Source organism: Sulfitobacter rhodophyticola (genome assembly GCF_041281685.2).
In the GTDB taxonomy this organism is placed as follows: Bacteria; Pseudomonadota; Alphaproteobacteria; order Rhodobacterales; family Rhodobacteraceae; genus Sulfitobacter.
The window spans coordinates 988,500-1,012,355 of the sequence record NZ_CP166251.2 but is presented as its reverse complement, the minus strand read 5'-3'; the positions used below and the strand labels follow the sequence as shown (position 1 = coordinate 1,012,355).

Genomic DNA, 23,856 nt, shown 5'->3' with positions numbered 1-23,856 from the left:
AGGGAAGAATGTGTTGCTTGCGCACGCGGCAAGAATTTATGACGTCCGAGTCGGGCTCTCGGCCGTCATTCGCTGCGCGGCGCAACCCCCGCGCAATTCAAGACGGTTCCGCCAGAGCAATGCGATGCATCATCCTAGTTCGACCTCTTCACATGCTGCGCCCACAAATCAGGCCGCCGCTTTCGCGTCAGCGCCTCGGCCTGCGCGCGCCGCCATTTTTCGATCTCGCCATGGTGGCCTGACATCAGGACAGGCGGGATTTCCATGTCGTTCCACACCGCGGGACGGGTGTATTGCGGATGCTCCAGCAGACCGGTCGCATGGCTTTCCTCCACCGTGCTTTCTGCATTGCCCAACACGCCTGGCAACAGACGCACGGTGGCGTCGATCATCGCTTGCGCGGCCAGTTCACCGCCCGTCATCACGAAATCCCCCAGCGACACCTCGGTCATGCCGTAATGTTCAATCGCCCGTTCATCCACGCCTTCAAACCGCCCGCACAGGATGGTCACGCCGTCCGACCGCGCCAGATCACGTGCCATCGCCTGATCAAACCGCCGCCCGCGCGGCGACATGTAGAGAATGGGCCAGCGACCGCGCGCATGGCCCTGTGCCTCTTCTATTGCCGGGCCAACCACATCCGCGCGCAGCACCATGCCTGCGCCGCCCCCGGCCGGGGTGTCATCGACGTTGCGGTGCTTGCCGATGCCAAAGCCGCGCAGATCATGGGTGTGCAATTGCCACAACCCGTCCTGAAGCGCCTTGCCGGTCAGGCTGGCCCCCAAAGCGCCGGGAAAAAGCTCCGGAAACAGGGTCACGATGCGGGCCTGCCAGACATCGACGTATTCGGGGGGGGTGTCCATCAGGCTGCGGGGCTTGAGGCTGGGTCGCACCGCTTGCCTGCCGTGGGATCGCGGGGCTTTCACGACAGACCCGCCGATTTCAGGATCGCATCCTTTGCCGCCCTGCGCGCATTGGGGTTCTGTTGTGTTCGGTTGATGTCCAGCAGGGCCGCGCGCACCTGCGCGTCGGGTCGGGCATTGGCAACAGGGGCAGATATCAGGGCCGCGCGCACGTCAGGCGGCAGGTCGCACAGGTCCAGCAGCGGGTCCGCGGGCCCCAGCGGGCGGTCCTTGCAATCTTCCAGCGCGCAGTGATGCACCGGTGCGGGCACGCGGCTGGCAATCTCGGCCACCATGCCACCCAGGTCCGCGGCCCTGTGGTATCGGTCGCGGAAAGCATCGAAATCCATGGTCATGTTCGACGTCTCCACATGTTGCCAATAGGCCGATTCCAGCCAGGGTTCGGCTGCCCTTGTGGACAGGTAGATCACGATCTCCGCCTGTGGAAAGCGCTGTCGGGCGATTTCCCAATAGGCGTAAAGGAGGATGGGGGCGGCGCTGTAATCCTCCAGCGTGCCGCGTCCGGGTAAATGGCCTGCAAGCTCCTCTGCCGATACGATCAGCGTGCGCCGGGGCATGCCCGGCAGGTCATCCATCAAGGCCGCGAACCGGGTCTGCACCTTGTCGAGCGTGACAGGATCGCGCCAGGTGGAATATCCCCGCGTGGCCGACACCAGCTCCTTCATGTGCCAGCGCAGGCGCAACGCGGTGTGCTTCTTCATCCTCACACGGTTTTCGCGCAGCGTGTTTTGCAGGGTGGAGGTGCCGGTCTTGTGAAAGCCCGCGTGAAGGATGATCCGGCGCGGCATCAGCGGTCCGCCTTTCGCTGCATCCTGCGGTCGGTTTTGCCATGAGACGTGATGCGGCCGGGTCTCATGCTTCCGCCTCGGGCAAGGCGCCCATCGGCGGGTCCGCCACGATGCGTCCCGCTCCCAGATCGACGGTGGGCACACCGGCCTTGGTGAAAGGCAGGAATGCGGTGTCGGAAGACCCTGCAAGCTGCACCTCCAGCAGATCATCCGCGCCGTGGTTCTGAACCGACTTCACTTTGCCCAGCAACACACCGCCCGTGTCGTGGACCGCAAGCCCGATCAGGTCGGCGTGATAGAATTCATCATCCGGTAGAGTCGGCAGCTGATCGCGCCGGGCGTAAAGGGCGGTGCCCTTGAGCGCGTCCGCCTCTTCCTTGGTGGCGACTTCGGCGATGCGCGCGGCAAAGCCGTTCTTGATGGGATGCAGCAGGGCAAGGGTGAATTTCCGCGTGCTGCCTTCATCGGTCAGGGGACCGTAGGTGGCCACGTCTTCGGGCGCGGCGCAATAACTTTTGACGCGCAACTCACCGCGGACGCCGTAGGCTCCTGCAATGGCGCCGACACAGACCAGATCGCTCATCAGGTTCCCCCCGTGCTGGTGCAGATGGTGCCGTTCCACGCGCCCGACATGGCAGTGCAGGCGCGTTGCAACTGCCCGTCCTTGTAGTTCAGGCCAAGGTAGAAGCCAAAGCCGACCAGCACGAGGATGCGCACCATGAGAAACATCAGACCGCCCCTGTCATTGCAGCAACTCGGAATTGACGCAGATCGTGCCGGTCCAGTCGCCTTCACCGTTGGCGCATTCGGTCCGCATCTGCTGACGGTCATACCAGATGCCCGTGGCAAACCCGACGATGAAAACGATTAGGATAATGATCAGGCGCAGCATCATCGCGTCTCTATGTGCAGGGCAGGGGCACGGGTTTCCCAGCCCTTGGTTTCAAGTTCCGGCGTCATGGTGTTTTCCTTCGGCCAGCCCAGACAAAGATAGGCGACCAGCGTCCACCCCTCCGGCACCTCAAGATCAGCATTGAGACGCACCGGGTCAAGCACCGAGACCCAACCGACGCCAAGCCCATGGGCGCGGGCGGCAAGCCACATCAGCGTGATGGCCCCGACAACGGAATACCGCCGCATCTCCGGCATGGAGGCGGCCCCGAGGCCTGCGCCCTTGTCGGTGCTGTCATCGCAATAGATGGCCATCTGTTCGGGCGCGTCCTGCATCCCCGACAGTTTGAGCGACGCATAAAGCGCGGCCGTGTCCCCGTCATAGCCTTTCAGGGCCTCGGCATTGGCGGATCTGTAATTCTCAAGCGCCGCTGCGCGCGCGGTATCAGATGTGACACGGATGATCCGCCATGGTTCTGACAGGCCCACGGACGGGGCCAGTGAAAAGGTGTTCAGGCAGTGATCAAGAAGGTCCCGGTCTACCGGGTCGGTGCGAAAATGCCGCACGTCGCGGCGCCATCGCATCAGGTCGGCCAACCCGGCACGGAAATCGTCAGAGAATGTATCCATGCCGGGCGCTGTCTTTCGCTTACTCGGAAGCGGCTTCTTCGGCGGGCGCTTCTTCTGCTGCGGGTGCCTCTTCGGCGGGCGCGTTTGCAGCTTCCTCAGCGGCGGCTGCCTTGTCGGCTTTCTCCTGCGCACGCTCCTGGGCTTTCTTGCCGGGCGTGCCCTTGTTGGGGTTGTTCCGCTCTGCCTTAGGCATTGCGCCTGCGGCTTCCAGCATGCGGCGCACACGGTCGGTGGGCTGCGCGCCCTTGGAGATCCATTCCTGGACCTTCTCGACCTCCATCTTCACGCGCTCTTCGCTGTCCTTGGGCAGCAGCGGGTTGTAGGTGCCGAGCTTTTCGATGAAGCGGCCGTCGCGGGGCATGCGGCTGTCAGCTGCAACGATCCGGTAGAAGGGGCGTTTCTTGGAGCCGCCGCGGGCGAGACGAATTTTCATAGCCATGGTGTATAGTCCTTTGGTTGATGTTGTTTGGTGCGCTGTGAATGCACACCCTACGTTTGGTGTTGTTGATGGTGCTGAATGACTTCAGCGATGATGAAGTTAAGAAACTTCTTGGCAAATTCGGGATCCAGATCGGCCCGGTTTGCCAAATCTTCAAGCCGCGCGATCTGATCCGCTTCGCGGGTCGGATCGGACGGGGGAAGGTCGTGTTCGGCTTTGAGTTTCCCCACAGCCTGCGTGTGTTTGAACCGCTCGCCCAGGGTGTAGACGAGGATCGCGTCGAGGCGGTCGATGGAGGCGCGGTGTTCCTTGAGAACCTCCGCGGCGCGCATTACGGCATCTGTCATGGTCTGATCCCCCGGACGCGCTGACGCGCGACACGATTATTGGTACGTGATGCGGGCTGAGCCCCGGATGGCGGCGTGGTACCCGTGGCCATGTCCGCCCCTTTGGCTGAGAGGCGCTTGAGGGACACATGTGTCCTCAAGGCACCTCGACAAGGGTGGGTGGCGATTCCGTCCGGCCTCAAGGACGGGCCAATCGGAGATTGGTCGCTGCGCGATCCTTGACCCCGAACAGAATCACCGGTGAGGGGAAGAGGGCGTATCATGCGGCCTCCTTTGGGTGGCGGTAGATGTGAACGGGGTGGTCGAGGAAGGTATCTTCCCGCTCCAGCGTGGCGCCAAGGCGGCTGGCCAGCGCCGCGGAGCGGGTATTTTCAGGGTCTATATAGCTGATCACGCCATCCTGGCCCAGATGGCGGGCGGCGTAGTTGCGCGCGGTGGATACAGCTTCGAAAGCGATGCCCTTGCCCTCGGCCTCCTCCATTACAGTCCAGCCCAGTTCCGGCTCGTGCCAGCCGGGAGCGAAGATGATCCCGGCCCAGCCGAGGAACCCGTCGCTGTCCTTGTCGGCGACGTACCACAAGCCATACCCCCGCAGCGCCCAGCTGCCGATGACCGACAGCATCGACCGATGTGCCGCGCGGGCGTCCAGCGGACCGCCGACCCAATGGCTGCGTTCCGATCCGTAGAACCCGGTAAGCGTGGGCAGATCGTCCAGATGCGGCGCCCGCAGGCGCAGGCGGTCTGTCTCGACCACGGGGATATGATCGGTCATCGCGATCACGACAGGGCCTCCGGCGCGGGGTGGCGGTAGACCTGCAGGTGCAGCCCATCGACGGTTGTAAAATCGTCCTCCCTCACCGCACCAAGCCGTTCGGCCAAGGCAACGGAGCGGGTGTTGCCGGGGCTGATGCAGCTGATCGCGGTGGGCCAGCCCAGCGTGTCATAGGCAAAGCGGCGCGCCGCAACGGAGGCTTCAAATGCCACGCCGCGCCCTTCTGCACCGGCAAAGACGGACCAGGCGATTTCCGGTTCGGGCCAGTCGTCGGGATAGAAGGGACCGACGACGCCCAAAGCTTTGTCCGTGGCCTTGTCCGCCACCATCCAGCGGCCATAGCCGCGCAGATGCCAGTGGCCGATGATCTCTGACAGCTTGTCGAAGGCCTGCGTGCGGGTGCAGGGCCCGCCCACATGTTCGGACCGGTCGCTGAGGCGGAAGGCGGCGAAAGCCTCAAAGTCGTCCAACTCGGGACAGCGCAGGCGCAGGTTCTCGGTCTCTATGGTGGGGATGGTGAGGCGCGTCGTCATGCCAACCCCAGTTCAGACGGGGCCGCGCCATTCAGCACCGGGCGCGTGAAGGTTCGGTCGTAGCTGCGGATGCAGCGGGTTTTTTCGGCATGGGCAAAGGCCGCCTGACACTCGGGATCCTGCGCAATTTCGGTGCGGTACTCCTCGTAGGCCGCCAGCGATGCGAAGGAAAACATCGCCCAGGCGACGTCATTCGCCCCTTCATGGGGCAGGAAATAGCCGTGATGCTGACCGCCCATCCGGTTCACCAGATGGATCCAGACCTTTGCATAGGTCTCGAAAGCGGCGACCTGATAGGGGTCGATGCGGTATGTCAGCGTGCAGGTGATCATGCGGCCACCTTTTGGTGGACCCAGATTTCAGCCTCGGGTTCGTGTGGCGCGCGGGTCCCGTCGGTTGCGGCACCCAGCCGCTTTGCCACGGCCTGTGACGGTGCGTTGTTGGTGTCAATGTAGCTGACCAATTGTGTGAGGTTGTGGGTCTTTGCGGCCCAAGACCGCACGGCGACGGCTGCCTCAGACGCATAACCCTGGCCAATTGCATCCTCATAGAGGTGCCACGCCAGTTCCGGCTGTGGCCAATTCTCGTGGTTTAGCAGCCCAACCCGGCCCAAAGGTGCCGGGTCATCTGGTTTTTGCAGCGTAAAGAAACCGTATCCGAACCACTGCCAATGGCCGATCCCGATCATCATGCCGTACCACGCATCATGTGGACCACCGATATCCTCAACAGCGGCAAGTTGGAGGCTGGACGTGATAAAACGCGTCATGGCCGGCAGGTCCTCCTGCAGAGGACCGCGCAGGATCAACCTGTCGGTTGTGAGCCGAGGCGCGTTTGTGAGCGGTTGCGTCATTTCTTCTTGCCGAACCCCGACAGACCTGGGGGCAGGCCCATGCCGCCGCCCATGCCGGGCATCTTGCCACCCATCTGGCGTGCGGCGGCTTCCAACGCCTTGGGGTCCATCCCCTGCGCCATGGCGGCGGGGTCCATGCCACCCTTGCCCATCATGCCCTTCATCGCCTGTTTGAGCATGCCGCCCTTACCCATCTTGCCCATCTTCTTCATCATGTCGGACATCTGGCGGTGCATCTTCATCAGCTTGTTGAGCTCTGACACCTCCATGCCGGCACCGCGCGCGATGCGTTTCTTGCGGCTGGCCTGCAGAAGCTGGGGGTTGGCGCGTTCCTTCTTCGTCATCGACTGAATGAGCGCGATCTGCTGCTTGAGGACATTGTCATCAAGGCCCGCATCTTCGACCTGTTTGGCCATTTTGCCCATGCCGGGCATCATGCCCATCATGCCTTGCATGCCGCCCATCTTGATCATCTGTTCAAGCTGCATCTTGAGGTCGTTCATATTGAACTGACCCTTCGCCATGCGCTTCATCATCTTTTCGGCCTGTTCGGCCTCGATGGTTTCCTGCGCCTTTTCGACCAATGCGACGATGTCGCCCATGCCCAGGATCCGGCCCGCGATGCGCTCAGGCTCGAAGGTTTCCAGCGCGTCCATCTTTTCGCCGAGGCCAACAAACTTGATCGGTTTGCCTGTGACCGCCCGCATCGACAGCGCAGCCCCGCCGCGCCCATCGCCGTCCATCCGGGTCAGCACCACGCCGGAAATGCCGATGCGTTCGTCGAAGTTTTCTGCGGTGTGCACCGCGTCCTGACCGGTCAGGCCATCGACCACCAGCAATGTCTCGCGCGGGTTGGCTACGTCCCGGACGGCCTGGACTTGTGACATCAGTTCTTCGTCGATGGAAAGACGCCCCGCGGTGTCCAGCATATAGACATCGTAACCACCCAGACCGGCTTGGGTCTTGGCGCGCTTGGCGATGGCGACAGGGTCTTCGCCCTTAACGATAGGCAGGGTGTCCACGCCGATCTGCGTTCCGAGGATTGCAAGCTGCTCCATCGCGGCGGGGCGGTTCACGTCGAGCGAGGCCATCAGCACGCGTTTGCCATCTTTCTCCGTCAGACGTTTGGCGAGCTTGGCGGTCGTTGTCGTCTTGCCGCCGCCCTGCAGGCCGACCATCAGGATCGGTGCGGGCGGGTTGTCCACCTTCAGGGATCCCGGCTCCCCTTCACCCTTGAGGACGTCAATCAGCGCGTCGTGCACGATCTTGACGACCTGCTGGCCGGGGGTGACGGATTTTGTCACTGCCTGCCCGGTGGCCTGATCCTGCACCGCCTTGACGAAATCGCGCGCAACCGGCAGGGACACGTCCGCCTCCAACAACGCCACACGCACTTCGCGCAGGGCGGTCTTCACATCGTCTTCGTTGAGCGCGCCCTGCTTGGTCAGGCGGTCAAAGACGCCGGAGAGGCGTTCGCTGAGGTTCTCAAACATGGGCCAGGCCCTTTCGTCGGTTCGGTTGCGGGGATGCCCCCAATGTAGGAAGCGCCGCTTGAATGCACAAACGCCCCGGATGTCATGATCGACGAAGGTAAAACAATGCAGTTTTACCCCCGTGGGCGCAACGCGCTGACGGAGGGCGATCCCGACAGGCGTGCCGGGACCGGAAGACAGTGCTTCCGGGAATTGGCTTGGCTTTAGGCCTTTGTGCGGCGGCTGTCAATCAGGGGCGGTTCCGATTGAGCCAGTCGTTGATTTGCGCCACCGCTCGGGAAGGCCCCTGGCCGGAGGTATAGACCAATGTGATCGGATGGATTTCGTCCCGCCCGTACAGATGGACTTCAAGTGCTGCGCGATAGGTGGGGCTGTCGCCGCTCATGCTGGTCTGCAGGATGGCACGGGGTACGTCTTTCACGCTCCAGACCTGCCTGTAGTAGGCCAGCAGCGACCTGCGCCGCAGCTCGATCCGGTTGGCGGTACGATCAAGGATGAGTTGGGTGCGCCTTGCAAAGGCAAGGTTGAAGGCGACCGCCATCAGCAGACCACCCAAGGTAATGGCGATGCCGACCAAAAGCTGGTCAGGAAGCATGAACAGTCCCACGGCAACGAAGACAAGCGCAAAGAGATTGATGAAGACCACCAGCCAGATGGGGTTGTTTTCAAGGATCAGCTGGTCGGGCGTGTCGCGTGTAGCTTTCACGGCCCGTCCTCCGGGCGGGATCCATGGCTGGCCAGCCATGTGTTCACCACCGTTGCCGTGCGGCGCGGACCATCGCCGACGAAAGATCTCTGCGTCACTGACCAAGGCGGGCGATCCTCGAACCGCAAAAGCAGGCGTTTCGCGGCGATGGTGCTTTCGGGGTCGGTTTCTACTTCCGCACCTTGCAGCATGGCCAGTGGCGCGCTGCGCACGCTGCGCCGCCTGATCGGGCCGTTGTGCACATGCACGATGCCAAGGGTCGCATCCAGCACCACCGTGACCTGCCGCAGGGTGATCCCGCAGGTTGCCGCCGAAGCCGCCGCGCAGGTCAAGGCCCCAAGACCCGGCAAGACACCCCCCGACCTGAAAAGAGTCACGGCCGCCAGCACCAGCACGACCGCGACCAGCCCGACGGCCACACCGGGAAACCATTTCACGTAGGTCAAGCGCAGCCGATCGGGGCTGCGCTCCTTCACATACATCTGACCGGAAACGCGACGCATGCGGACAGTATGCTTTGCTGGATTCGAGGGCTCAAGCCGCTTGATGCATCGATTCCAGACTGTCGATGGCGGCATGCGCGCGGGCCAGCGTACCGTCGGGGTCCTTGGCCAGCGCGTCGGCGGCAATCAGCGTGACATCGGTGATGCCGATGAAGCCAAGAAAATGCTGCAAATAGCCGCTGGCAAAGTCGATTTCGGAGCCAGCCGCCGTCCCGCCTGAGGCCATGGCGATAATCGCGCGCTTACCCTTCAGCAGTCCCTCGGGGCCATCGGGGGTGTAGCGGAACGTCACGCCGACACGGGCGACAAGGTCAATCCAAGCCTTCAATGCTGCAGGGACGGAGAAATTGTAGACGGGCAGGCCGATCACCAACGTATCGGCCTCAATCAGTTCCCCGATCAGGTTGTCCGACACGGCAAGTTCGGCACGCTGCGCGTCGCTGCGCCCGTTTTCCGCCACCGTGCGTGCTGTGATCCAATCGGCGGTGATCTGGGGCAGGGGGGTGGCCGCCAGATCGCGGATGGTCACCGCGTCCGGGGCAAGGGTGGCAACAACACGGTCCGTCAGGTCACGCGTGACCGAACCTTCGATGGTGGCGGAGCTATCAATACGCAAAAGTTTCATTTCATATCCTTTCAGGGTTGCTTCCCCATTAGATTGACCCTTGCATTTATGAACGCAACGTCCAGAATGGCGCAGTGAGTGTTGAAAATTGCACAGGTGGTCATATGGAAAACTGGGATGAAATCCGCACAGCATATCAGGTCGCGCGCAACGGTACTGTCAGCGGTGCGGCAGAGGTGCTGGGCGTCCACCATGCCACGGTGATCCGGCATATTGACGCGCTTGAAGGCCAGTTGGGGGTGAAGCTGTTTCAGCGCCACGCGCGCGGTTACACGCCGACCGAGGCCGGTCAGGACCTGTTGCGGGTCGCGCAGACCACCGATGATCAGTTCAGCCAGCTTGCCGGCCGCATCAAGGGGCGCGGGGCAGATGTCTCGGGTGAACTGGTGGTGACATCACTTGCGTCGTTATCGCGGATGATGGTGCCACTGTTGACTGAATTTCAAGACACCTATCCGGAGGTCATTCTGCGCTATCTCACCGGCGACCGCCTGTTTCGGCTCGAATATGGCGAAGCGCATGTGGCCATTCGCGCGGGCACGGCACCCGATCAGCCCGACAATGTCGTGCAGCCGCTGGCCGATATGCCCATGGCCCCCTATGCCAGCCGCTGCTACGTCGATAAGCACGGTGTGCCGGAGGGCCCCGAAGATTATCCCAAACACCGCTTTATCGGCGCGGACGACAGCAACAGCCGTGCACCGCAATACATCTGGCTGCGCGAAAACGTGCCGCTGGAGGCGATCAGCTTCCGTTGCACCGAAAGCCACGTCGCCGACGCCGCACTCTTGTCGGGCGCGGGGATCGGCTTCATGGGCGTCACCCTTGCCGAGAGTTATCCCGACCTCGTCCAAATCCACCCGCCGCGCCCGGAATGGGTCGGGCCGCTGTGGCTGGTCACGCACGTGGATCTACACCGCACCAGCAAAGTGCAGGCCCTTCTGGGCTTCATCAAGGATCACATGCGCGGGCAACCTGTATGAGCCCTGCGGCAAGCGGCCATCTGGCAATGCTGGCGTTTTCGGCGCTGGTTGCGGGGTCGTTTTCGCTTGGCGCGCGGTCAGCAAACGATATCGACCCCGCCGCCTTTACCGCGCTGCGCTTTGGGCTGGCGTCGGTCATTCTGGGGGCGCTGGTCTGGTGGCGGGGCGGCGCACCGAAGGGCAGCTTTCACGCGCCATGGCGCTTTGCCGTCCTTGGGGGCTTGTTCGGTATCTACTTCGTGCTGATGTTCGAGGGGCTGAAATCCGCGCCGCCGGTGTCGGCCGCGGCCGTGTTCACACTGGTGCCGCTCATGTCGGCGCTGTTTGGCTGGCTGTTGTTGCGGCAGGTGCTGACGCCCCGCATGGCGACGGCACTGGGGATCGGGGCCATCGGCGCGCTATGGGTGATCTTTCGCGCGGACCTTGCCGCGCTCGCGGCTTTCGATGTGGGTCAGGGGGAGGCGATCTATTTCGTCGGCTGCATTGCGCACGCGGTCTATACGCCGATGGTGGCGCGGTTGAACCGGGGGGAAACCGCCGTGATCCTGTCGTTTGGCACCACCGTCGCGGGGGCGGTGCTGCTGACGGCCTACGCATGGCCGGAGTTGCGGTTGGTGGATTGGGCGACCCTGCCTGGACGCGTCTGGGTGACCCTGTTTTACACTTGTGTTTTTGCCACGGCGATCACCGTCGTGCTGGTCCAATACGCCACGATGCGCCTGCCGTCGGCCAAGGTCATGGCCTATACCTATCTGACGCCGACATGGGTAATCGTCTGGGAAATCGCGCTGGGCAACCGCGCGCCGGTTGCACTGGTTCTGCTCGGCGTTGGCCTGACTGTTGGCGCGCTGCTCTTGCTGCTGCGTGATGACGGCCTGCACGCAAAAGCGCGATCACGCGGAACAAGCGTGTGAGTTCAGGTGTTACCCCTGCACACTGAATGCAAAGGGGGAAACCATGAACCGCATTATCTATCTTGTTGGGCTTATCGTCATCGTCGCAGCTATCATCGGCTTCGTGCTCTGATTTCAGACGGTATCGTCTTTTGTGCGGTCTTCCGGCAATTCCGACGCCAGGAACCGCTCAAAAGCGTCCAGATTCACCGGCTCGAACTGACCAAAGCCTTGCATCCAGATCGATGCATCGCGCATGGCGTCGGGTTCCAGCTTGCACCATTTGACCCGCCCGCGCTTTTCCTGCGTGATCAGACCTGCGGCGGTCAGTACCCCAAGATGCTTTGAAATCGCGGCCAAAGACATCTCGAACGGGTCCGCAACATCCGTCACTGCCATGTCATCTTCCAATAACATTGCAAGGATCGCACGTCGGGTGGGATCGGCAAGGGCTGCAAATACCTGATCAAGCGGGGCTGACATATCTGCGTGATAGCCCGTGAAGCCCGTCAGGGAAAGCCGCTCAAACGCGCGGGTGATGCATAGTCTGTGACGGATGCTGGTATCTGAGCCACTTCAGATCGGCGTCTGAAAGGCCGATATCGCGGGCGTGATGGGCGTTCAACGACCGCACATGCGGATGCCTCTGGCGGGCACGCCACCGTTTCAACAGGGCAAGCACGTATTTAATGTATGTCATTTCGGCACATATTCCCCGGTCGCGCAGGCGCGCTTCTGTGGCTGCTGAGATCATCTGATGGTTCTTATTACTGTTATACCTGTGTAATATCTCGCAAAGGCGTTCACGTGACAAAGACAATTGCTTGACACGTCATGTGCATAAAATGCACAAATCCAAAATGCCCCTGCCCTTGCCGCCCCTCAATGCCCTGCGTGCCTTCGAAGCGGCCGGACGACATCAAAGTTTCAGCCGTGCCGCAGAGGAATTGCGCGTCAGCCATTCCTCCATCAGCCGCCACGTGCGGGGGCTGGAAGACCGTCTGGGCGTGCAATTGTTCCGCCTTCAGTCCCGTGGCCTTGCCCTGACCCGCGAAGGGGCGGCGTATCTTGCTGAAATCTCCCCTGCGCTGGAGGCAATCGCGCAAGCCACAGACGACATGGCGGAGGTGCCCGAGGGGGTTGTCTGGATCAATTCCGAACCGCTCTTTGCGGCCAAATGGCTGATCCCGCGCCTTTCCGACTTCTACACCAAGCACCCGGAGGTGGAGGTGCGCATCGAAGCCTCCAAACGCCTCGCGGATGTGGACCGCTACGAGGCCGACCTTGCCCTGCGCTTCGTGCATCCGGGCGGCAAATACCCTTTGTCCGAACTGATCAGCGACGCCCCGCTCTATCCCTTTGCATCGCCCGGGCTCTTGGCTGCTCCGGCAGAAGACCCCCGCGATCTTCTGACCTTTCCGCTGCTCCGCGACCGGGGCAGTGACAGCTGGACCCGCTGGTGCAAGGCCGCCGGCATCCCGGAGGAAGACGCGCCGACGTTCAACTGGTACATGCGATCCCCGATGGCCTATGAGGCCGCATTGGCAGGTCAGGCGATCATCCTCATCTCGGGCGAAGTTGTGGACAACGACGCGCAGGCCGGAAGGCTGACGCAGGTGTCCGACGTCGGTTTTCGGTCCGGTGGGTTCTATCTGGTGCGTTCCGAAGGGGCGATGCGCCGCAAAGCGGTGCGGGTATTCCGCGACTGGCTGCTGGAGGAAAGCGCGCCTTGGCGGAGCGCTGGCTAATCAATAATCAACCGCTTGGTTGAATATGTGAATACGCCTCCATGACAGCCCGAGCGAGGCGAAGGCAGCTGATGGAGCTAGTTAATTTCAAGCCTTTTCAGCTGGTTACTCCCCGTTTCACCTGCGTTGACTCCCCCCCTTCACATCGGTATCTCCTCCCCTAGCATCCAACTGGGGACAGCGACGTGACCGATCCGGACCAAAAGCGACGGATGGAGCGGCTAGAGGCCAAGATCGACGCTGCGAAACGTCGTTCTGAGCCGACCCCCCGCGCGGATGAGCATTATTCACAGGCGCAGCTTGCCTGGCGGATGGTGATTGAACTTGTGGCCGGTCTTGGGATCGGTTTCGGCATGGGATACGGGCTGGACTGGCTGTTTGGCACATTGCCCATATTCATGGTGATCTTCACCATGCTGGGCCTCGCGGCCGGGGTGAAGACCATGCTGAACTCTGCACGTGAAGTGCAGGAAAAACAGGTGGCTGAGGCTGCCGAGAACGATACGCCGCCCAGCGGCAAAGACGACACGCCGCAAAGCGGCAAGAATGAGGGAGCCTGAGAATGGCGGACGCAAAAGGCGAAGAAGGCGGTCTGGTTTTCCACCCGATGGACCAGTTCATCATCAAACCGCTGTTCGGCGGGGGGGATGGCGTCGCATGGTACACGGTGACCAATGCAACGCTCTGGATGGCCTTTGCCGTTCTGGCGACCTTCGCGCTTCTCGTTCTCGCAAGCTCCAAACGCGCGATCATCCCGACGCGCATGCAATCGGTGGCCGAACTGGCCTATGGCTTTGTGCACAAGATGGTCGAAGACATCTGTGGCAAGGAGGGGCTGAAGTTCTTCCCCTACATCATGACGCTGTTCATGTTCATCGTCTGCGCCAACTTTCTGGGCCTGATCCCCACCGCCTTCACACCCACGTCGCATTTCGCCGTGACCGTGGTGCTGGCAATGGCTGTCTTCCTGACAGTGACGATCCTCGGCTTCGTCAAGAACGGCGCGGGTTTCCTGAGCCTGTTCTGGGTCGCCTCCGCGCCCCTCGCGCTGCGGCCCATTCTGGCGATTATCGAACTGATCTCCTATTTTGTGCGCCCGGTCAGCCACTCCATTCGTCTGGCGGGCAACGTCATGGCGGGCCACGCGGTGATCAAGGTCTTCGCGGGTTTTGCGGCCATCACCGCCGTCAGCCCCATCGCGATCCTCGGCATCACGGCAATGTACGGCTTGGAGGTCCTTGTGTCCTTCATCCAGGCCTACGTCTTCACGATCCTGACGTGCGTCTATCTGAAAGACGCACTTCACCCGCATCACTAATTCGGGCGACCTCAAAACCCGTCCAAATACTCAACTTCCAATCGTAAGGAGAATTCACATGGAAGGCGAACTCGCACACATCGGCGCAGGTCTGGCAGCAATCGGTTCTGGCGCAGCAGCCATCGGGGTTGGTAACGTGGCCGGCAACTACCTGGCAGGCGCGCTGCGCAATCCCTCTGCCGCCGCTTCCCAAACAGCAACACTCTTCATCGGCATCGCCTTCGCCGAGGCTCTGGGCATCTTCGCCTTCCTCGTCGCGCTGCTGCTGATGTTTGCTGTCTAAGACCTTCAGAGACTGACATCCTTACGAGCGGGTAGATACGTGATACCATGTATCTGCCCAGCGTAGGTTCCAAGTTTCCCGAGGAGACGCCAAGATGGCAACCGAAACAACATCCGCAGCCGCAGACGCGGCCCCCGGCATGCCGCAGCTGGATTTCTCCACATGGGGGAACCAGATCTTCTGGCTGGTGCTGGCGCTTATTGCGACCTACCTGATCCTGTCCCGCGTGGCGTTGCCGCGCATCGGTGCGGTTCTGGCAGAACGTCAGGGCACGATCACCAACGACATTGCAGCGGCCGAGGACCTCAAGGTGAAAGCCGCAGAGGCCGAAGAAGCTTACAAAAAGGCCCTTGTCGATGCCCGCGCGGAGGCGCAACGCATCGTGGCAGAGACCAAGGCGGACATTCAGGCGGACCTTGATACCGCCATCGCCAAGGCCGACGCGGAGATCGCAGCAAAATCCGCTGAATCCCAGAAAGCCATTGACGAAATCCGCGCCGGTGCGCTGGACAGCGTCAAGGTTGTCGCCAAGGATACCGCGAAGGAAATCGTTGCCGCCATGGGTGGCAAGGCCGACGCCAAGACCGTGACTTCCGCGGTCACCGCACGGATGAAAGGGTAATCCATGACGCGTCTTTTCCGACTGACCGTTCCCGCCCTGATCGCCACTGCGATTGCTTCCCCGGCATTTGCGGCGGGCGATGTGTTCTTTTCACTGAAGAACACCGACTTCGTGGTGCTGCTGGCCTTCCTGCTGTTCATCGCCGTGCTGTTCTATTTCAAGGTACCCGGCCTGCTTGGCGGGATGCTGGACAGCCGCGCGGATGGCATCAAGTCTGACCTGGACGAGGCCCGCGCCCTGCGGGAAGAAGCGCAATCGCTGCTGGCCAGCTATGAGCGCAAGCAGAAGGAAGTGCAGGATCAGGCCGACCGCATCGTCTCTGCCGCCCGCGAGGAAGCCAAGCTTGCAGCAGAGCAGGCCCGCGTTGATCTGGCCAAGTCCCTCGAACGCCGCATGGCTGCCGCCGAGGACCAGATCGCCTCTGCCCAGGGCGCTGCCGTCAAGGCGGTACGCGATCAGGCGATCACCATCGCCATCGCCGCCGCCCGCGATGTTATCGCCAAACAGATGACCGCTGCCGAAGGCAATTCGCTTATTGACGATGCGATTGCGCAGGTGGATGCCAAGCTGCACTGAACGCGGTTTGGTTTAAGAGCTAAGAAAGGCCCCGGTTTCCCCGGGGCTTTTTTGTTCCAGCCATACCACCCGGAACGCTGCCGTAAGGCTGCAAGCAGCCTTGATTCCGGGCCGATTGGGCGTGCCGGTTGGTGACCTAAAGCCCAAAGCGTACGTTTCCTTGACTTACCCACCCGGAATCATGGCGTAGCTGCCGGGCAGCGCCAGACCGCCCGATCGGGCCGGCGCTTTGTCTGCCGCAGATACAAGCTTTGTTCTGTCGGACATGCTTTTCTGCCATTAGGTGCTTAGTCGAGATGTATTTGCACCACCGCGCGGTCTGACGCTATCCGGCGCGCGTGGTCACTTCTGTAAAAGGCAGCGAAACCCACTTAGACTACTCTGGCGCAAAACGCAGTGAACTTCCGCTTCCCGATCTCTCCACCCCTTTACCTCTCCTGCCCATGCGTCAGCCGCCACCGCGCGATGTCCTCGTTCCGTTCCGCCACTTCGGCCATGACATCACGCCCGAGGATCACGTGCTGGAAGCGGGCCTTGGTTTCGCGGTCAAGACCGACAAGCCCGATTTCATCGGCCGCGACGCGGTGATGCGCAAGAAGGACGCAGGACTGGCGGCGCGGATGGTGCAGTTCCGGCGGCCGACGTGCTGGGCGGGGCGATGGGGCTGGGATATGTGCCCTGCAAGGGCGAGGCGGCGGCGGACGTGCTGGCTTCGACCTACGAAATCGACGTGGCGGGCACACGGGTGCGGGCGGAAGCTTCGTTGAAGCCGATGTACGATCCAATGTCGGAGCGGGTGAAGGTTTAGGGGGATAATTGCGCGCTGCTCAGATCAAGTCCGCGTGCAAGCAGCCAGACGGCCAGAACCATTTCGTTGATCCAGATAGGTAGCGAAAGGATGAGATCCGGTGTCCCACCACTCTCGATCCGACCAAAAAGGATCAAAAGGCAGGAGACCAGCAACAACAGCCCGCCGAGCAGACCCCAGACAGACAGAAGGCGCGGCACGAGCCGGTATTTGAGCAGCGCCGGATAAAAGCAGAAGGTGCCACAGCTAAAGACGATAAGAACCAGAAGAAACGTGGCGTCGTGGTAATCCATGGCCCACGCTGACGGACCCGGTTCCAGCGCAGTGATCATCATCAGGCCAGCCGCCGCCGCGATACCCAGCGCACCCTCCACAATGCGCAATCCCAGGTATCCCGTCGCTGTCAGTTCAGACACCCGGCGCAGAACGGGATAGAAAGCCAGCGCAATTCCCGCGCTTGCCAGCCCATTGGCGATCTCGAAAACGACGGCCAATGCGACAAGGTCCGGTTGTGTAGCAAACCCTGTTGCGGTGTCAGATACCTGTTCCATGATCATCTGACCCGCCATGGTCGAGGCCGTGGCCACGATGAACAGGACTGCTGCAATTCTTACTGCCCGCGTGACAACATCACGCCGCAGTGGCGCGTCGGACGAAAAGGCTGCGAAGTGAGTATCGGTGCTCAGTCCTGCTGTCCCCATTGATTCAAGCGACAGCGCCGATCCTATGGACCCGCTGCGCGATCAGGTTGATGTATATCAATCGCAGCAAGCGCGGGCCGCATCCGACAATCGGTTCCGCGTGAGTGAGAGCCGCGCTTGTGTGAGGCAGTTTTGTCCGGGTTGTGACCAATCCAGGTGTCAGATCGTGAGCCTTGTCCGACGTTAATTGTCAAATGGCTGCTGCAAACCCTCAATGGCGGTCGTTCAAAAACCAGCCAATGACTGGCGCGGCACCTGGAAGGCAAGATCGATGATGTGGTGGGTCAACCCGCCAAGCCAGGAACAAAATCGCGGATCTCACTGACAAGCTCGTGCTCTCGTCCCAGCCAAATGTGACCGCCAGTCGGGAACATCACTAGCCTTGCAGAGGGAAGCCTGCCTTTTATGATGTGCGCGGACCGTGCCGTTCCGAACCGATCATCCTCAGCGGAAACGATCAGCGTTGGCGTCTTGATCTTGCTAAAATCAATATCTGATGGTGTACCCGACGTCCTGCCATCATTCGCGATACCTTGGGAACGGCGGCTGATTGGCATCAATTCGTTCAGTATAAGGTAAGCTCTTTCGCGCTCTGACGCGTCCACGGTGCCAAGGAGAGCCGGATCTGTTGCCAGCAGTGTGCCGATCAGTTGTTCTGGTGCAAAGGCCTGGGCGCACCAAAACCAGCGATCTGAAGACAGCAGATGTCCGACCAGAAACCGCTGGAAACGCGTGAATTCGACAGGGTCCTGATGCGTAAGGTTCATCGCCGGTACAATGAGGACCAGATGAGAACAGCGGCTTGGATGGCGCAGGGCGAAGTATGCCGCAGTAAGGGCCCCGGCCGAACCGCCCGCAATCGGAACTTGGTCTATCTTCAGAAAATCCATGAGCTCAACCAGACAATCCGCCTGGTTTTGGGGGGAAGGGTCGTTGGGGAAGCTGCTGCGCAAATAGCCGAAGCGCGACGGTGCAATGACTTTGAACCCGCTGGAGATCAATCCGCCGGAAAATCGCAAACCCTGGTCAAATCCGCCCCCCGTGCCGTGAACCATAATGAATGGGTCACCATGGCCTTCGATGGCGTATTCAAGATCGCCAAACCGCGTCCTGATCAGACTGCTTTTCTGCGTGATCCGCGCATGAGCGGTCGTCAGCGTTGCCCGATATGACCCTGCCGCGTACCCGCCGCCAAACAAGGCGGCCCCGCAAGTGACTGATGCAAAATAAAAAAAATTTCGACGGGTAAATCGCATGACCACCACACCTCGGACCACGAAGCTAGCAGGTGCTACATTGAATGCAAGTTCACGGTTCGCGACTGGGAAGCCAGTGTTCATGCAGACCCGGTCTGATTTTTCGAAAGACCAACCACACTTTATTGCCAGACCCGAAGCAGTAATAAGCCTTGGTTACGGCTGATAGGCTCGCGCAGGTCTGCGTGACGGGTTCTCTAGCCGAGGCCCGCGATTTCGCAAATCCTGCGTGCTATTTCTGCGTCGCCCTGCATATGGCGCAGGGACGCGAACACGAACGGGCGGTCCGCGCGCATTCTTTTTGCATCCCGCCCCATGATGTCCAGCGACGCGCCGACATGGGGTGCCAGATCGGTCTTGTTGATGATCAACAGATCGGAGCGTGTGATGGCGGGGCCGCCTTTGCGGGGGATTTCCTCGCCCGCGGCGACGTCGATGACATAAACTGTCACATCTGCCAGTTCGGGGCTGAATGTGGCCGACAGGTTATCACCGCCGGATTCGATCAACACGACCTCCAGATCGGGGTGGCGTTCCTGCATCCGGGATATGGCGGCAAGGTTGATCGAGGCATCTTCACGAATGGCCGTATGCGGGCAGCCCCCGGTTTCAACGCCGATGACGCGATCGGAGGGCAGGATCTGCATGCGCATCAGCGCTTCGGCATCTTCCTGAGTGTAGATGTCGTTGGTGATGACACCGATGGAAAAGCGGTCCTTTAGCCGTTCCGCCAGACGGGCGGTGAGGGTTGTTTTGCCTGCCCCGACAGGGCCGCCGATGCCGATCCGAACGGGGCCGTTGAATTGCGTCATGATTGAAAGAGCCTTGGTTGCAGTGTTTCGTGCCGCATGGCGGCGATGTCGGACAGAAACGTATTGGAGTATAGTTCGGTCATGGTCACGCCGTTGGAGGCCGCCGCGACCTCAGTGCAGGTCGGAGCGAGCCGACTGAGAAGGCGTTGTCCGTCCGTTTGGCCCAGTGGCATAAGCCGTTGCGCCGCTGAGATCAGGTTGCTTGTGAAGCTCTGCAGGTACAGCGCCGTCACCGCTTCGACGTTCATTTCCATCAAGCGCGCGGCCCGCCCGAGGACCACAGGCAGAAGGCCGTCGGGCAGATCAATCGCCCAGACGGCGCGGGTGACAGTGGCGAATGCGCGACCTTGCCGTTCGGCTTCGACAAGCCTTTCATTGGCGGGCGCGAATGCCCTTGCCGCGGTGTGGACTTCTGTCAGTTCCGCAGGCGTTCCGGCCCGAAATCCTTGCGCAATCCAGACGGCATCCGTCCAGCCGCTGCCGCTTTGCAGGATGTCGGTCAACCATGCTTTCAACCCTTCGCCATCGCGCACCCACCCTGTCGCTATTGCCGCTTCCAACCCATGCGACCATGCGAAGGTGCCGACGGGGTACGCAGGCGAAAGCCACTGCATCAGTGTCAGCAATTTCGGATCAGTGTTCATGTGCGCTTGCCCCGTGTTCGTGAGAGTGGGTGCGCCCGAAACCATAGGCTCCACCCTCTGGCGTGAACGGGGCCTCGGCTTCGGTCAGTATGGCGCCCAAATGCTCAAGCATATGGGCAATGACCTTGTCCTTGCGGATGCGCAAGCGGTCTTCGTAGATCTGACAGGGCGTGTGGCGGTTGCCGATATGCCAGGCCAACCGCGCCAGGTTGTCGCCGGTGACATCCAGAACCGGCTCCGCTGCCGCGCGAATTTCGACCCATCGCCCGTCGTCGAGTTCCAGCAGGTCACCGTGATCCAGCGAGGTGGTCTGCACCAGATCCACCACGAAGGACCAGCCATCGTCGGTCGTGAGCCGCTTGCGCCGCAAGAACCGGGCCTCGTAGTCGAGCGTGACTGTCGCGTTGGCGGAACGGGTCGCACCGGCAGGGTGATGGGTTTGGGCGATGGGAAGAGATGTCATGTCAGGGCTCAAAACAGGAAATACCGCTGCGCCATCGGCAGCTCTTTGGCTGGCTGGCAGGTCAACAGTTCACCATCGGCGCGCACCTCGTAGGTTTCGGGGTTCACCTCGACCTCCGGTGTGGCATCGTTCAGCATCAGATCTTTCTTGCCGATCTCGCGGGTGTTGCGCACCGCCAGGGTCTGCTTGGCCAGCCCCAGGCGCCCGCCGATGCCGTCGGCCTGCGCCGCTTCGCTTACAAAGCACACCGCCGACTTTTCGACGGACCGCCCATAGGCCCCGAACATCGGACGCGTGTACACCGGCTGTGGTGTGGGGATCGAAGCGTTTGGATCGCCCATCTGCGCACAGACAATAGAGCCGCCCAGTAACACCATTTCGGGCTTTACGCCGAAAAAGGCCGGGTTCCAAAGCACCAGGTCCGCGCGTTTGCCCTCCTCAATTGAGCCGATCTCATGGCTGATCCCATGCGCAATCGCGGGGTTGATCGTGTATTTCGCCACATAGCGGCGCACGCGATAATTGTCGTTGTCGCCGGTTTCCTCAGCCAGTGCGCCCCGTTGCTTCTTCATCTTGTCAGCGGTTTGCCATGTGCGGATGATCACCTCTCCCACACGTCCCATGGCCTGACTGTCAGAGGCGATGATCGAAAATGCGCCCATGTCGTGCAGGATGTCTTCTGCTGCGATGGTCTCGCGCCGGATGCGGCTTTCGGCAAAGGCGACGTCTTCGGGGATCGATTTGTCGAGGTGGTGACAGACCATGAGCATATCGAGATGCTCTTCCAGCGTATTCACCGTAAAGGGGCGCGTGGGGTTGGTGGAGGACGGCAGCACATGCGCGAGGCCGCAAATCTTGATGATGTCCGGCGCATGGCCTCCGCCCGCACCTTCGGTATGAAACGCGTGGATCGTGCGGCCCTTCATCGCCTTCACCGTGTTTTCGACAAAGCCGCTTTCGTTCAGGGTATCGGTGTGGATCATCACCTGCACATCCATTGCGTCGGCCACGTCCAGGCAGCAGTCGATTGAGGCGGGTGTGGTCCCCCAGTCTTCATGCAGCTTCAGCGCGCAGGCACCGGCATTGACCTGCTCTTCCAGCGCTGCGGGCAGCGAAGCGTTTCCCTTGCCGGCAAAGGCGAGGTTCATCGGGAATGCGTCCGCTGCCTGTAACATCCGACCTATGTGCCAGGGCCCCGGCGTGCAGGTTGTGGCCAGTGTGCCGTGTGCCGGACCGGTGCCGCCGCCCAGCATCGAGGTCAGGCCGGAGTGCAGGGCGTCGTCGATCTGCTGTGGGCAGATGAAATGGATATGGCTGTCAAAGCCACCTGCCGTCAGGATCTTGCCTTCGCCCGCGATAGCTTCGGTTCCCGGACCGATGATGATGTCCACGCCGGGTTGGGTATCGGGATTGCCCGCCTTGCCGATCTTGGCAATGCGTCCGTCCCTCAAGCCGACATCCGCCTTGTAGACGCCGGTATGATCCACGATCACGGCATTTGTGATGACCGTATCGACGGCACCTTCGGCGCGTGTCACCTGCGATTGGCCCATGCCGTCGCGGATCACCTTGCCGCCGCCGAACTTGACCTCTTCTCCGTAGGTGTGTCCGTTGCCGCCGTTGGCCCGTTCTGCGGTCAGGTCGCGCTCAACCTCGATGATCAGATCCGTATCGGCCAGCCGCACTTTATCGCCTGCGGTGGGGCCGAACATCGCGGCATAGTCAGCGCGTTTGATCGTGGCTGGCATCTTAGAGATCTCCCATCACATGCTGATTGAACCCGTAAATCCGGCGCGCCCCACCGATCGGGATCAGCGAGGCTTCGCGCCTTTGCCCCGGCTCAAACCGCACTGCAGTTCCGGCGGCAATGTCCAGTCGCATCCCGCGCGCGGCGCCCCTGTCGAATTCAAGCGCGGCGTTCGCTTCGGCGAAGTGGTAATGTGAACCGACCTGCACCGGTCGGTCGCCGGTGTTGGCGACCATCAGTGTCACGGCCTTCTGGCCTTCATTCAGCACCAGATCGCCTTGTGCGACAAAGAATTCACCCGGAATCATATCAGCCCCTCAGCGGATTGGATTGTGGACGGTGACAAGCTTTGTGCCGTCCGGAAAGGTCGCTTCGACCTGAACTTCGCGGATCATCTCGGGCACCCCTTCCATACATTGACCCCGCGTGATGACCTGCGCCCCGGCCTCCATCATATCGGCCACGGAGCGCCCGTCGCGTGCCCCTTCGACCACCGCATCGGTGATCAGCGCAATCGCTTCGGGATGGTTCAGCTTTACGCCACGGGCAAGCCGCCTGCGCGCCACTTCGGCGGCCATCGCCACGAGCAATTTATCCTTTTCGCGGGGTGTCAGCTGCATCTCAGATCATCCAGGGTCGGGGCAGGGCGTCGCCGGTCAGGTGGGTCAGGATCGGAACCAGAGTTTGCCGAAGTTCATAGCTGTCGGCGGCCAGCGCGCGCATGATCAGCAGGTCGTCGCCGATCACGCTGGCACCGGCGGTTTCGGGCAGGAGCGTGCGCAGATGTGCAAGCTGCGTCCCGGCATCCGGTGCGACATAGACCAGCAGAACCATCGCGCCAGCCGCGTTTGCAACCGCTGGTTTCGCAAGCTGTTGTGCAATGTCATCCTTCAGCTGCGTGGCATCCAGAAAGAAGGTTGCGCCGTCCCGGCACAATTCGACCCGATCCCGGAACAAGCCATGCGTCAGCCGCTCGCCCATGGCGGCGCGCCCGAAGACAACCGGTTCTGCAAAAAGCAAACGCGCGCTGCTTTCCATCTTCATGGTCAGTCTGCGTTGCAAGGCGCAACCGTCAAACAGGATCGTCTCCTGCGGCACCCAGACAAGCCTTGCGCCACTTTCAACCGTCAGGCGCGTCTTTATCTCCCCCGTCTGCCCCGATTGGGTTTGATACGCGCGTTCAGCAGCTTGCGTCGTAAGCGTCAGCGTCGTCTCCGCACCTGCCCTCGCTTCTACCGAAAAATGGTCTCCGCCGGTGATGCCGCCCGCAGTGTTGACAAGAACCGCTTGCAGGCCTTGGTCGTGCACATTGGGAAACAGCGCTTTCAGGGAGCCTGATTGCCGCAAATCACCGATGACTGAAAGGCCATCGCGATGCTTGGACGACAGGCGGACCTCGCCCCGTGCGCGCGGTGGCGTGTTGGCGATTGGAAACGCATCGGACGGGCGCAGGGCGTAAATGGTGAAATCCAGTGATTGTCTGCAGATGGGGAGCACAT

General features: G+C 61.4%; 34 protein-coding genes and 1 pseudogene. 9 read left to right on the top strand and 26 right to left on the bottom strand.

Features of this window, described 5'->3' with window-relative positions; genetic code table 11:
* Positions 1 to 134: 134 nt before the first annotated feature.
* From trmD to AB4X18_RS05920, 16 genes are all read right to left on the bottom strand, one after another.
* The gene (trmD, locus tag AB4X18_RS05995; protein ID WP_432817182.1) at positions 135 to 926 is read right to left on the bottom strand and encodes a tRNA (guanosine(37)-N1)-methyltransferase TrmD; all 792 of its coding nucleotides are present in this window, start codon (positions 924 to 926) and stop codon (positions 135 to 137) included.
* Entirely contained in the window at positions 923 to 1,711 is a 789-nt protein-coding gene (locus AB4X18_RS05990; protein ID WP_370399229.1) for a hypothetical protein, read from the bottom strand. The genes trmD and AB4X18_RS05990 overlap by 4 nt, the downstream gene beginning before the upstream one ends.
* Positions 1,712 to 1,775: 64 nt before the next feature.
* Positions 1,776 to 2,294, bottom strand: a complete 519-nt coding sequence (gene rimM / locus AB4X18_RS05985) for a ribosome maturation factor RimM (protein WP_370399228.1) — start codon at positions 2,292 to 2,294, stop codon at positions 1,776 to 1,778.
* Complete coding sequence (locus AB4X18_RS05980; protein WP_370399227.1) at positions 2,294 to 2,440, bottom strand: hypothetical protein; 147 nt, start codon at positions 2,438 to 2,440, stop codon at positions 2,294 to 2,296. The genes rimM and AB4X18_RS05980 overlap by 1 nt, the downstream gene beginning before the upstream one ends.
* 13 nt (positions 2,441 to 2,453) lie before the next feature.
* Positions 2,454 to 2,606 carry a hypothetical protein gene (locus AB4X18_RS05975; protein WP_432817181.1) on the bottom strand — a complete coding sequence of 51 codons (153 nt, stop codon included), beginning with the start codon at positions 2,604 to 2,606 and terminating at the stop codon, positions 2,454 to 2,456.
* Positions 2,603 to 3,232, bottom strand: coding sequence for a 5,6-dimethylbenzimidazole synthase (bluB, locus tag AB4X18_RS05970; protein ID WP_370399225.1), 630 nt, complete (start codon positions 3,230 to 3,232; stop codon positions 2,603 to 2,605). The genes AB4X18_RS05975 and bluB overlap by 4 nt, the downstream gene beginning before the upstream one ends.
* Before the next feature lie 19 nt (positions 3,233 to 3,251).
* Positions 3,252 to 3,671, bottom strand: coding sequence for a 30S ribosomal protein S16 (gene rpsP / locus AB4X18_RS05965; RefSeq protein ID WP_370399224.1), 420 nt, complete (start codon positions 3,669 to 3,671; stop codon positions 3,252 to 3,254).
* A gap of 50 nt (positions 3,672 to 3,721) precedes the next feature.
* Positions 3,722 to 4,018, bottom strand: coding sequence for a chorismate mutase (locus tag AB4X18_RS05960; protein ID WP_370399223.1), 297 nt, complete (start codon positions 4,016 to 4,018; stop codon positions 3,722 to 3,724).
* A 259-nt stretch (positions 4,019 to 4,277) separates the two neighbouring features.
* Positions 4,278 to 4,790 carry a GNAT family N-acetyltransferase gene (locus AB4X18_RS05955; RefSeq protein ID WP_370402585.1) on the bottom strand — a complete coding sequence of 171 codons (513 nt, stop codon included), beginning with the start codon at positions 4,788 to 4,790 and terminating at the stop codon, positions 4,278 to 4,280.
* A gap of 5 nt (positions 4,791 to 4,795) precedes the next feature.
* Positions 4,796 to 5,323: a GNAT family N-acetyltransferase gene (locus AB4X18_RS05950; protein ID WP_370399222.1), complete on the bottom strand. Its 528-nt coding sequence runs from the start codon at positions 5,321 to 5,323 to the stop codon at positions 4,796 to 4,798.
* On the bottom strand, positions 5,320 to 5,655 hold the full coding sequence (locus AB4X18_RS05945) for an NIPSNAP family protein (protein WP_370399221.1): 336 nt from the start codon (positions 5,653 to 5,655) through the stop codon (positions 5,320 to 5,322). Before AB4X18_RS05945 ends, AB4X18_RS05950 begins: the two co-directional genes overlap by 4 nt.
* Complete coding sequence (locus tag AB4X18_RS05940; protein WP_432817180.1) at positions 5,652 to 6,176, bottom strand: GNAT family N-acetyltransferase; 525 nt, start codon at positions 6,174 to 6,176, stop codon at positions 5,652 to 5,654. Before AB4X18_RS05940 ends, AB4X18_RS05945 begins: the two co-directional genes overlap by 4 nt.
* Positions 6,173 to 7,669, bottom strand: coding sequence for a signal recognition particle protein (gene ffh, locus AB4X18_RS05935; RefSeq protein ID WP_370399219.1), 1,497 nt, complete (start codon positions 7,667 to 7,669; stop codon positions 6,173 to 6,175). Before ffh ends, AB4X18_RS05940 begins: the two co-directional genes overlap by 4 nt.
* Before the next feature lie 229 nt (positions 7,670 to 7,898).
* Positions 7,899 to 8,375 (bottom strand): hypothetical protein, encoded by a 477-nt coding sequence (locus AB4X18_RS05930; RefSeq protein ID WP_370399218.1) that lies wholly within the window; start codon positions 8,373 to 8,375, stop codon positions 7,899 to 7,901.
* Positions 8,372 to 8,878 (bottom strand): hypothetical protein, encoded by a 507-nt coding sequence (locus AB4X18_RS05925; RefSeq protein ID WP_370399217.1) that lies wholly within the window; start codon positions 8,876 to 8,878, stop codon positions 8,372 to 8,374. Before AB4X18_RS05925 ends, AB4X18_RS05930 begins: the two co-directional genes overlap by 4 nt.
* 31 nt (positions 8,879 to 8,909) lie before the next feature.
* On the bottom strand, positions 8,910 to 9,503 hold the full coding sequence (locus tag AB4X18_RS05920) for an FMN-dependent NADH-azoreductase (protein WP_370399216.1): 594 nt from the start codon (positions 9,501 to 9,503) through the stop codon (positions 8,910 to 8,912).
* A gap of 104 nt (positions 9,504 to 9,607) precedes the next feature.
* On the opposite strand from AB4X18_RS05920, the gene AB4X18_RS05915 reads away from it, so the two are divergent.
* Both AB4X18_RS05915 and AB4X18_RS05910 read left to right on the top strand, forming a co-directional pair.
* Positions 9,608 to 10,486, top strand: coding sequence for a LysR family transcriptional regulator (locus tag AB4X18_RS05915; RefSeq protein WP_370399215.1), 879 nt, complete (start codon positions 9,608 to 9,610; stop codon positions 10,484 to 10,486).
* Positions 10,483 to 11,400 carry a DMT family transporter gene (locus tag AB4X18_RS05910; protein WP_370399214.1) on the top strand — a complete coding sequence of 306 codons (918 nt, stop codon included), beginning with the start codon at positions 10,483 to 10,485 and terminating at the stop codon, positions 11,398 to 11,400. The genes AB4X18_RS05915 and AB4X18_RS05910 overlap by 4 nt, the downstream gene beginning before the upstream one ends.
* Before the next feature lie 114 nt (positions 11,401 to 11,514).
* On the opposite strand, the gene AB4X18_RS05905 is transcribed toward AB4X18_RS05910, so the two are convergent.
* Positions 11,515 to 11,862 carry an ArsR/SmtB family transcription factor gene (locus tag AB4X18_RS05905; protein ID WP_370399213.1) on the bottom strand — a complete coding sequence of 116 codons (348 nt, stop codon included), beginning with the start codon at positions 11,860 to 11,862 and terminating at the stop codon, positions 11,515 to 11,517.
* Positions 11,863 to 12,224: 362 nt separating this feature from the next.
* On the opposite strand from AB4X18_RS05905, the gene AB4X18_RS05900 reads away from it, so the two are divergent.
* The 7 genes and pseudogenes from AB4X18_RS05900 to AB4X18_RS05870 all read left to right on the top strand — a co-directional run.
* Positions 12,225 to 13,127 (top strand): LysR substrate-binding domain-containing protein, encoded by a 903-nt coding sequence (locus tag AB4X18_RS05900; protein WP_432817179.1) that lies wholly within the window; start codon positions 12,225 to 12,227, stop codon positions 13,125 to 13,127.
* A gap of 185 nt (positions 13,128 to 13,312) precedes the next feature.
* Positions 13,313 to 13,687 (top strand): AtpZ/AtpI family protein, encoded by a 375-nt coding sequence (locus AB4X18_RS05895; protein ID WP_432817178.1) that lies wholly within the window; start codon positions 13,313 to 13,315, stop codon positions 13,685 to 13,687.
* Between the two features lie 2 nt (positions 13,688 to 13,689).
* Positions 13,690 to 14,445, top strand: coding sequence for a F0F1 ATP synthase subunit A (locus AB4X18_RS05890; RefSeq protein WP_370399211.1), 756 nt, complete (start codon positions 13,690 to 13,692; stop codon positions 14,443 to 14,445).
* A 58-nt stretch (positions 14,446 to 14,503) separates the two neighbouring features.
* Positions 14,504 to 14,728, top strand: a complete 225-nt coding sequence (locus AB4X18_RS05885; protein ID WP_011567586.1) for a F0F1 ATP synthase subunit C — start codon at positions 14,504 to 14,506, stop codon at positions 14,726 to 14,728.
* A 94-nt stretch (positions 14,729 to 14,822) separates the two neighbouring features.
* Positions 14,823 to 15,350 (top strand): F0F1 ATP synthase subunit B', encoded by a 528-nt coding sequence (locus AB4X18_RS05880; protein WP_370399210.1) that lies wholly within the window; start codon positions 14,823 to 14,825, stop codon positions 15,348 to 15,350.
* 3 nt (positions 15,351 to 15,353) lie between these two features.
* Positions 15,354 to 15,926: a F0F1 ATP synthase subunit B gene (locus AB4X18_RS05875; protein ID WP_370399209.1), complete on the top strand. Its 573-nt coding sequence runs from the start codon at positions 15,354 to 15,356 to the stop codon at positions 15,924 to 15,926.
* A gap of 479 nt (positions 15,927 to 16,405) precedes the next feature.
* Positions 16,406 to 16,734: pseudogene (locus AB4X18_RS05870) on the top strand (FAD-dependent oxidoreductase); the annotation flags it as partial.
* On the opposite strand, the gene AB4X18_RS05865 reads toward AB4X18_RS05870, so the two are convergent.
* The 9 genes from AB4X18_RS05865 to AB4X18_RS05825 form a co-directional block, all read right to left on the bottom strand.
* Positions 16,731 to 17,435, bottom strand: coding sequence for a DUF4386 domain-containing protein (locus tag AB4X18_RS05865; protein WP_370399208.1), 705 nt, complete (start codon positions 17,433 to 17,435; stop codon positions 16,731 to 16,733). The pseudogene AB4X18_RS05870 and the gene AB4X18_RS05865 sit on opposite strands and share 4 nt — an antisense overlap.
* Before the next feature lie 284 nt (positions 17,436 to 17,719).
* On the bottom strand, positions 17,720 to 18,691 hold the full coding sequence (locus tag AB4X18_RS05860; RefSeq protein ID WP_432817177.1) for an alpha/beta fold hydrolase: 972 nt from the start codon (positions 18,689 to 18,691) through the stop codon (positions 17,720 to 17,722).
* A gap of 197 nt (positions 18,692 to 18,888) precedes the next feature.
* Positions 18,889 to 19,503 (bottom strand): urease accessory protein UreG, encoded by a 615-nt coding sequence (ureG, locus tag AB4X18_RS05855; protein ID WP_370399206.1) that lies wholly within the window; start codon positions 19,501 to 19,503, stop codon positions 18,889 to 18,891.
* Complete coding sequence (locus tag AB4X18_RS05850) at positions 19,500 to 20,147, bottom strand: urease accessory protein UreF (protein WP_370399205.1); 648 nt, start codon at positions 20,145 to 20,147, stop codon at positions 19,500 to 19,502. The genes ureG and AB4X18_RS05850 overlap by 4 nt, the downstream gene beginning before the upstream one ends.
* Complete coding sequence (locus tag AB4X18_RS05845; RefSeq protein ID WP_370399204.1) at positions 20,137 to 20,610, bottom strand: urease accessory protein UreE; 474 nt, start codon at positions 20,608 to 20,610, stop codon at positions 20,137 to 20,139. The genes AB4X18_RS05850 and AB4X18_RS05845 overlap by 11 nt, the downstream gene beginning before the upstream one ends.
* Before the next feature lie 8 nt (positions 20,611 to 20,618).
* Positions 20,619 to 22,358 carry an urease subunit alpha gene (ureC, locus tag AB4X18_RS05840; protein WP_370399203.1) on the bottom strand — a complete coding sequence of 580 codons (1,740 nt, stop codon included), beginning with the start codon at positions 22,356 to 22,358 and terminating at the stop codon, positions 20,619 to 20,621.
* A gap of 1 nt (position 22,359) precedes the next feature.
* Positions 22,360 to 22,665: an urease subunit beta gene (locus AB4X18_RS05835; RefSeq protein ID WP_370399202.1), complete on the bottom strand. Its 306-nt coding sequence runs from the start codon at positions 22,663 to 22,665 to the stop codon at positions 22,360 to 22,362.
* 9 nt (positions 22,666 to 22,674) lie between these two features.
* Positions 22,675 to 22,977: an urease subunit gamma gene (locus AB4X18_RS05830; protein WP_370399201.1), complete on the bottom strand. Its 303-nt coding sequence runs from the start codon at positions 22,975 to 22,977 to the stop codon at positions 22,675 to 22,677.
* A 1-nt stretch (position 22,978) separates the two neighbouring features.
* Entirely contained in the window at positions 22,979 to 23,854 is an 876-nt protein-coding gene (locus AB4X18_RS05825; protein WP_370399200.1) for an urease accessory protein UreD, read from the bottom strand.
* Between the last annotated feature and the right edge of the window lie 2 nt (positions 23,855 to 23,856).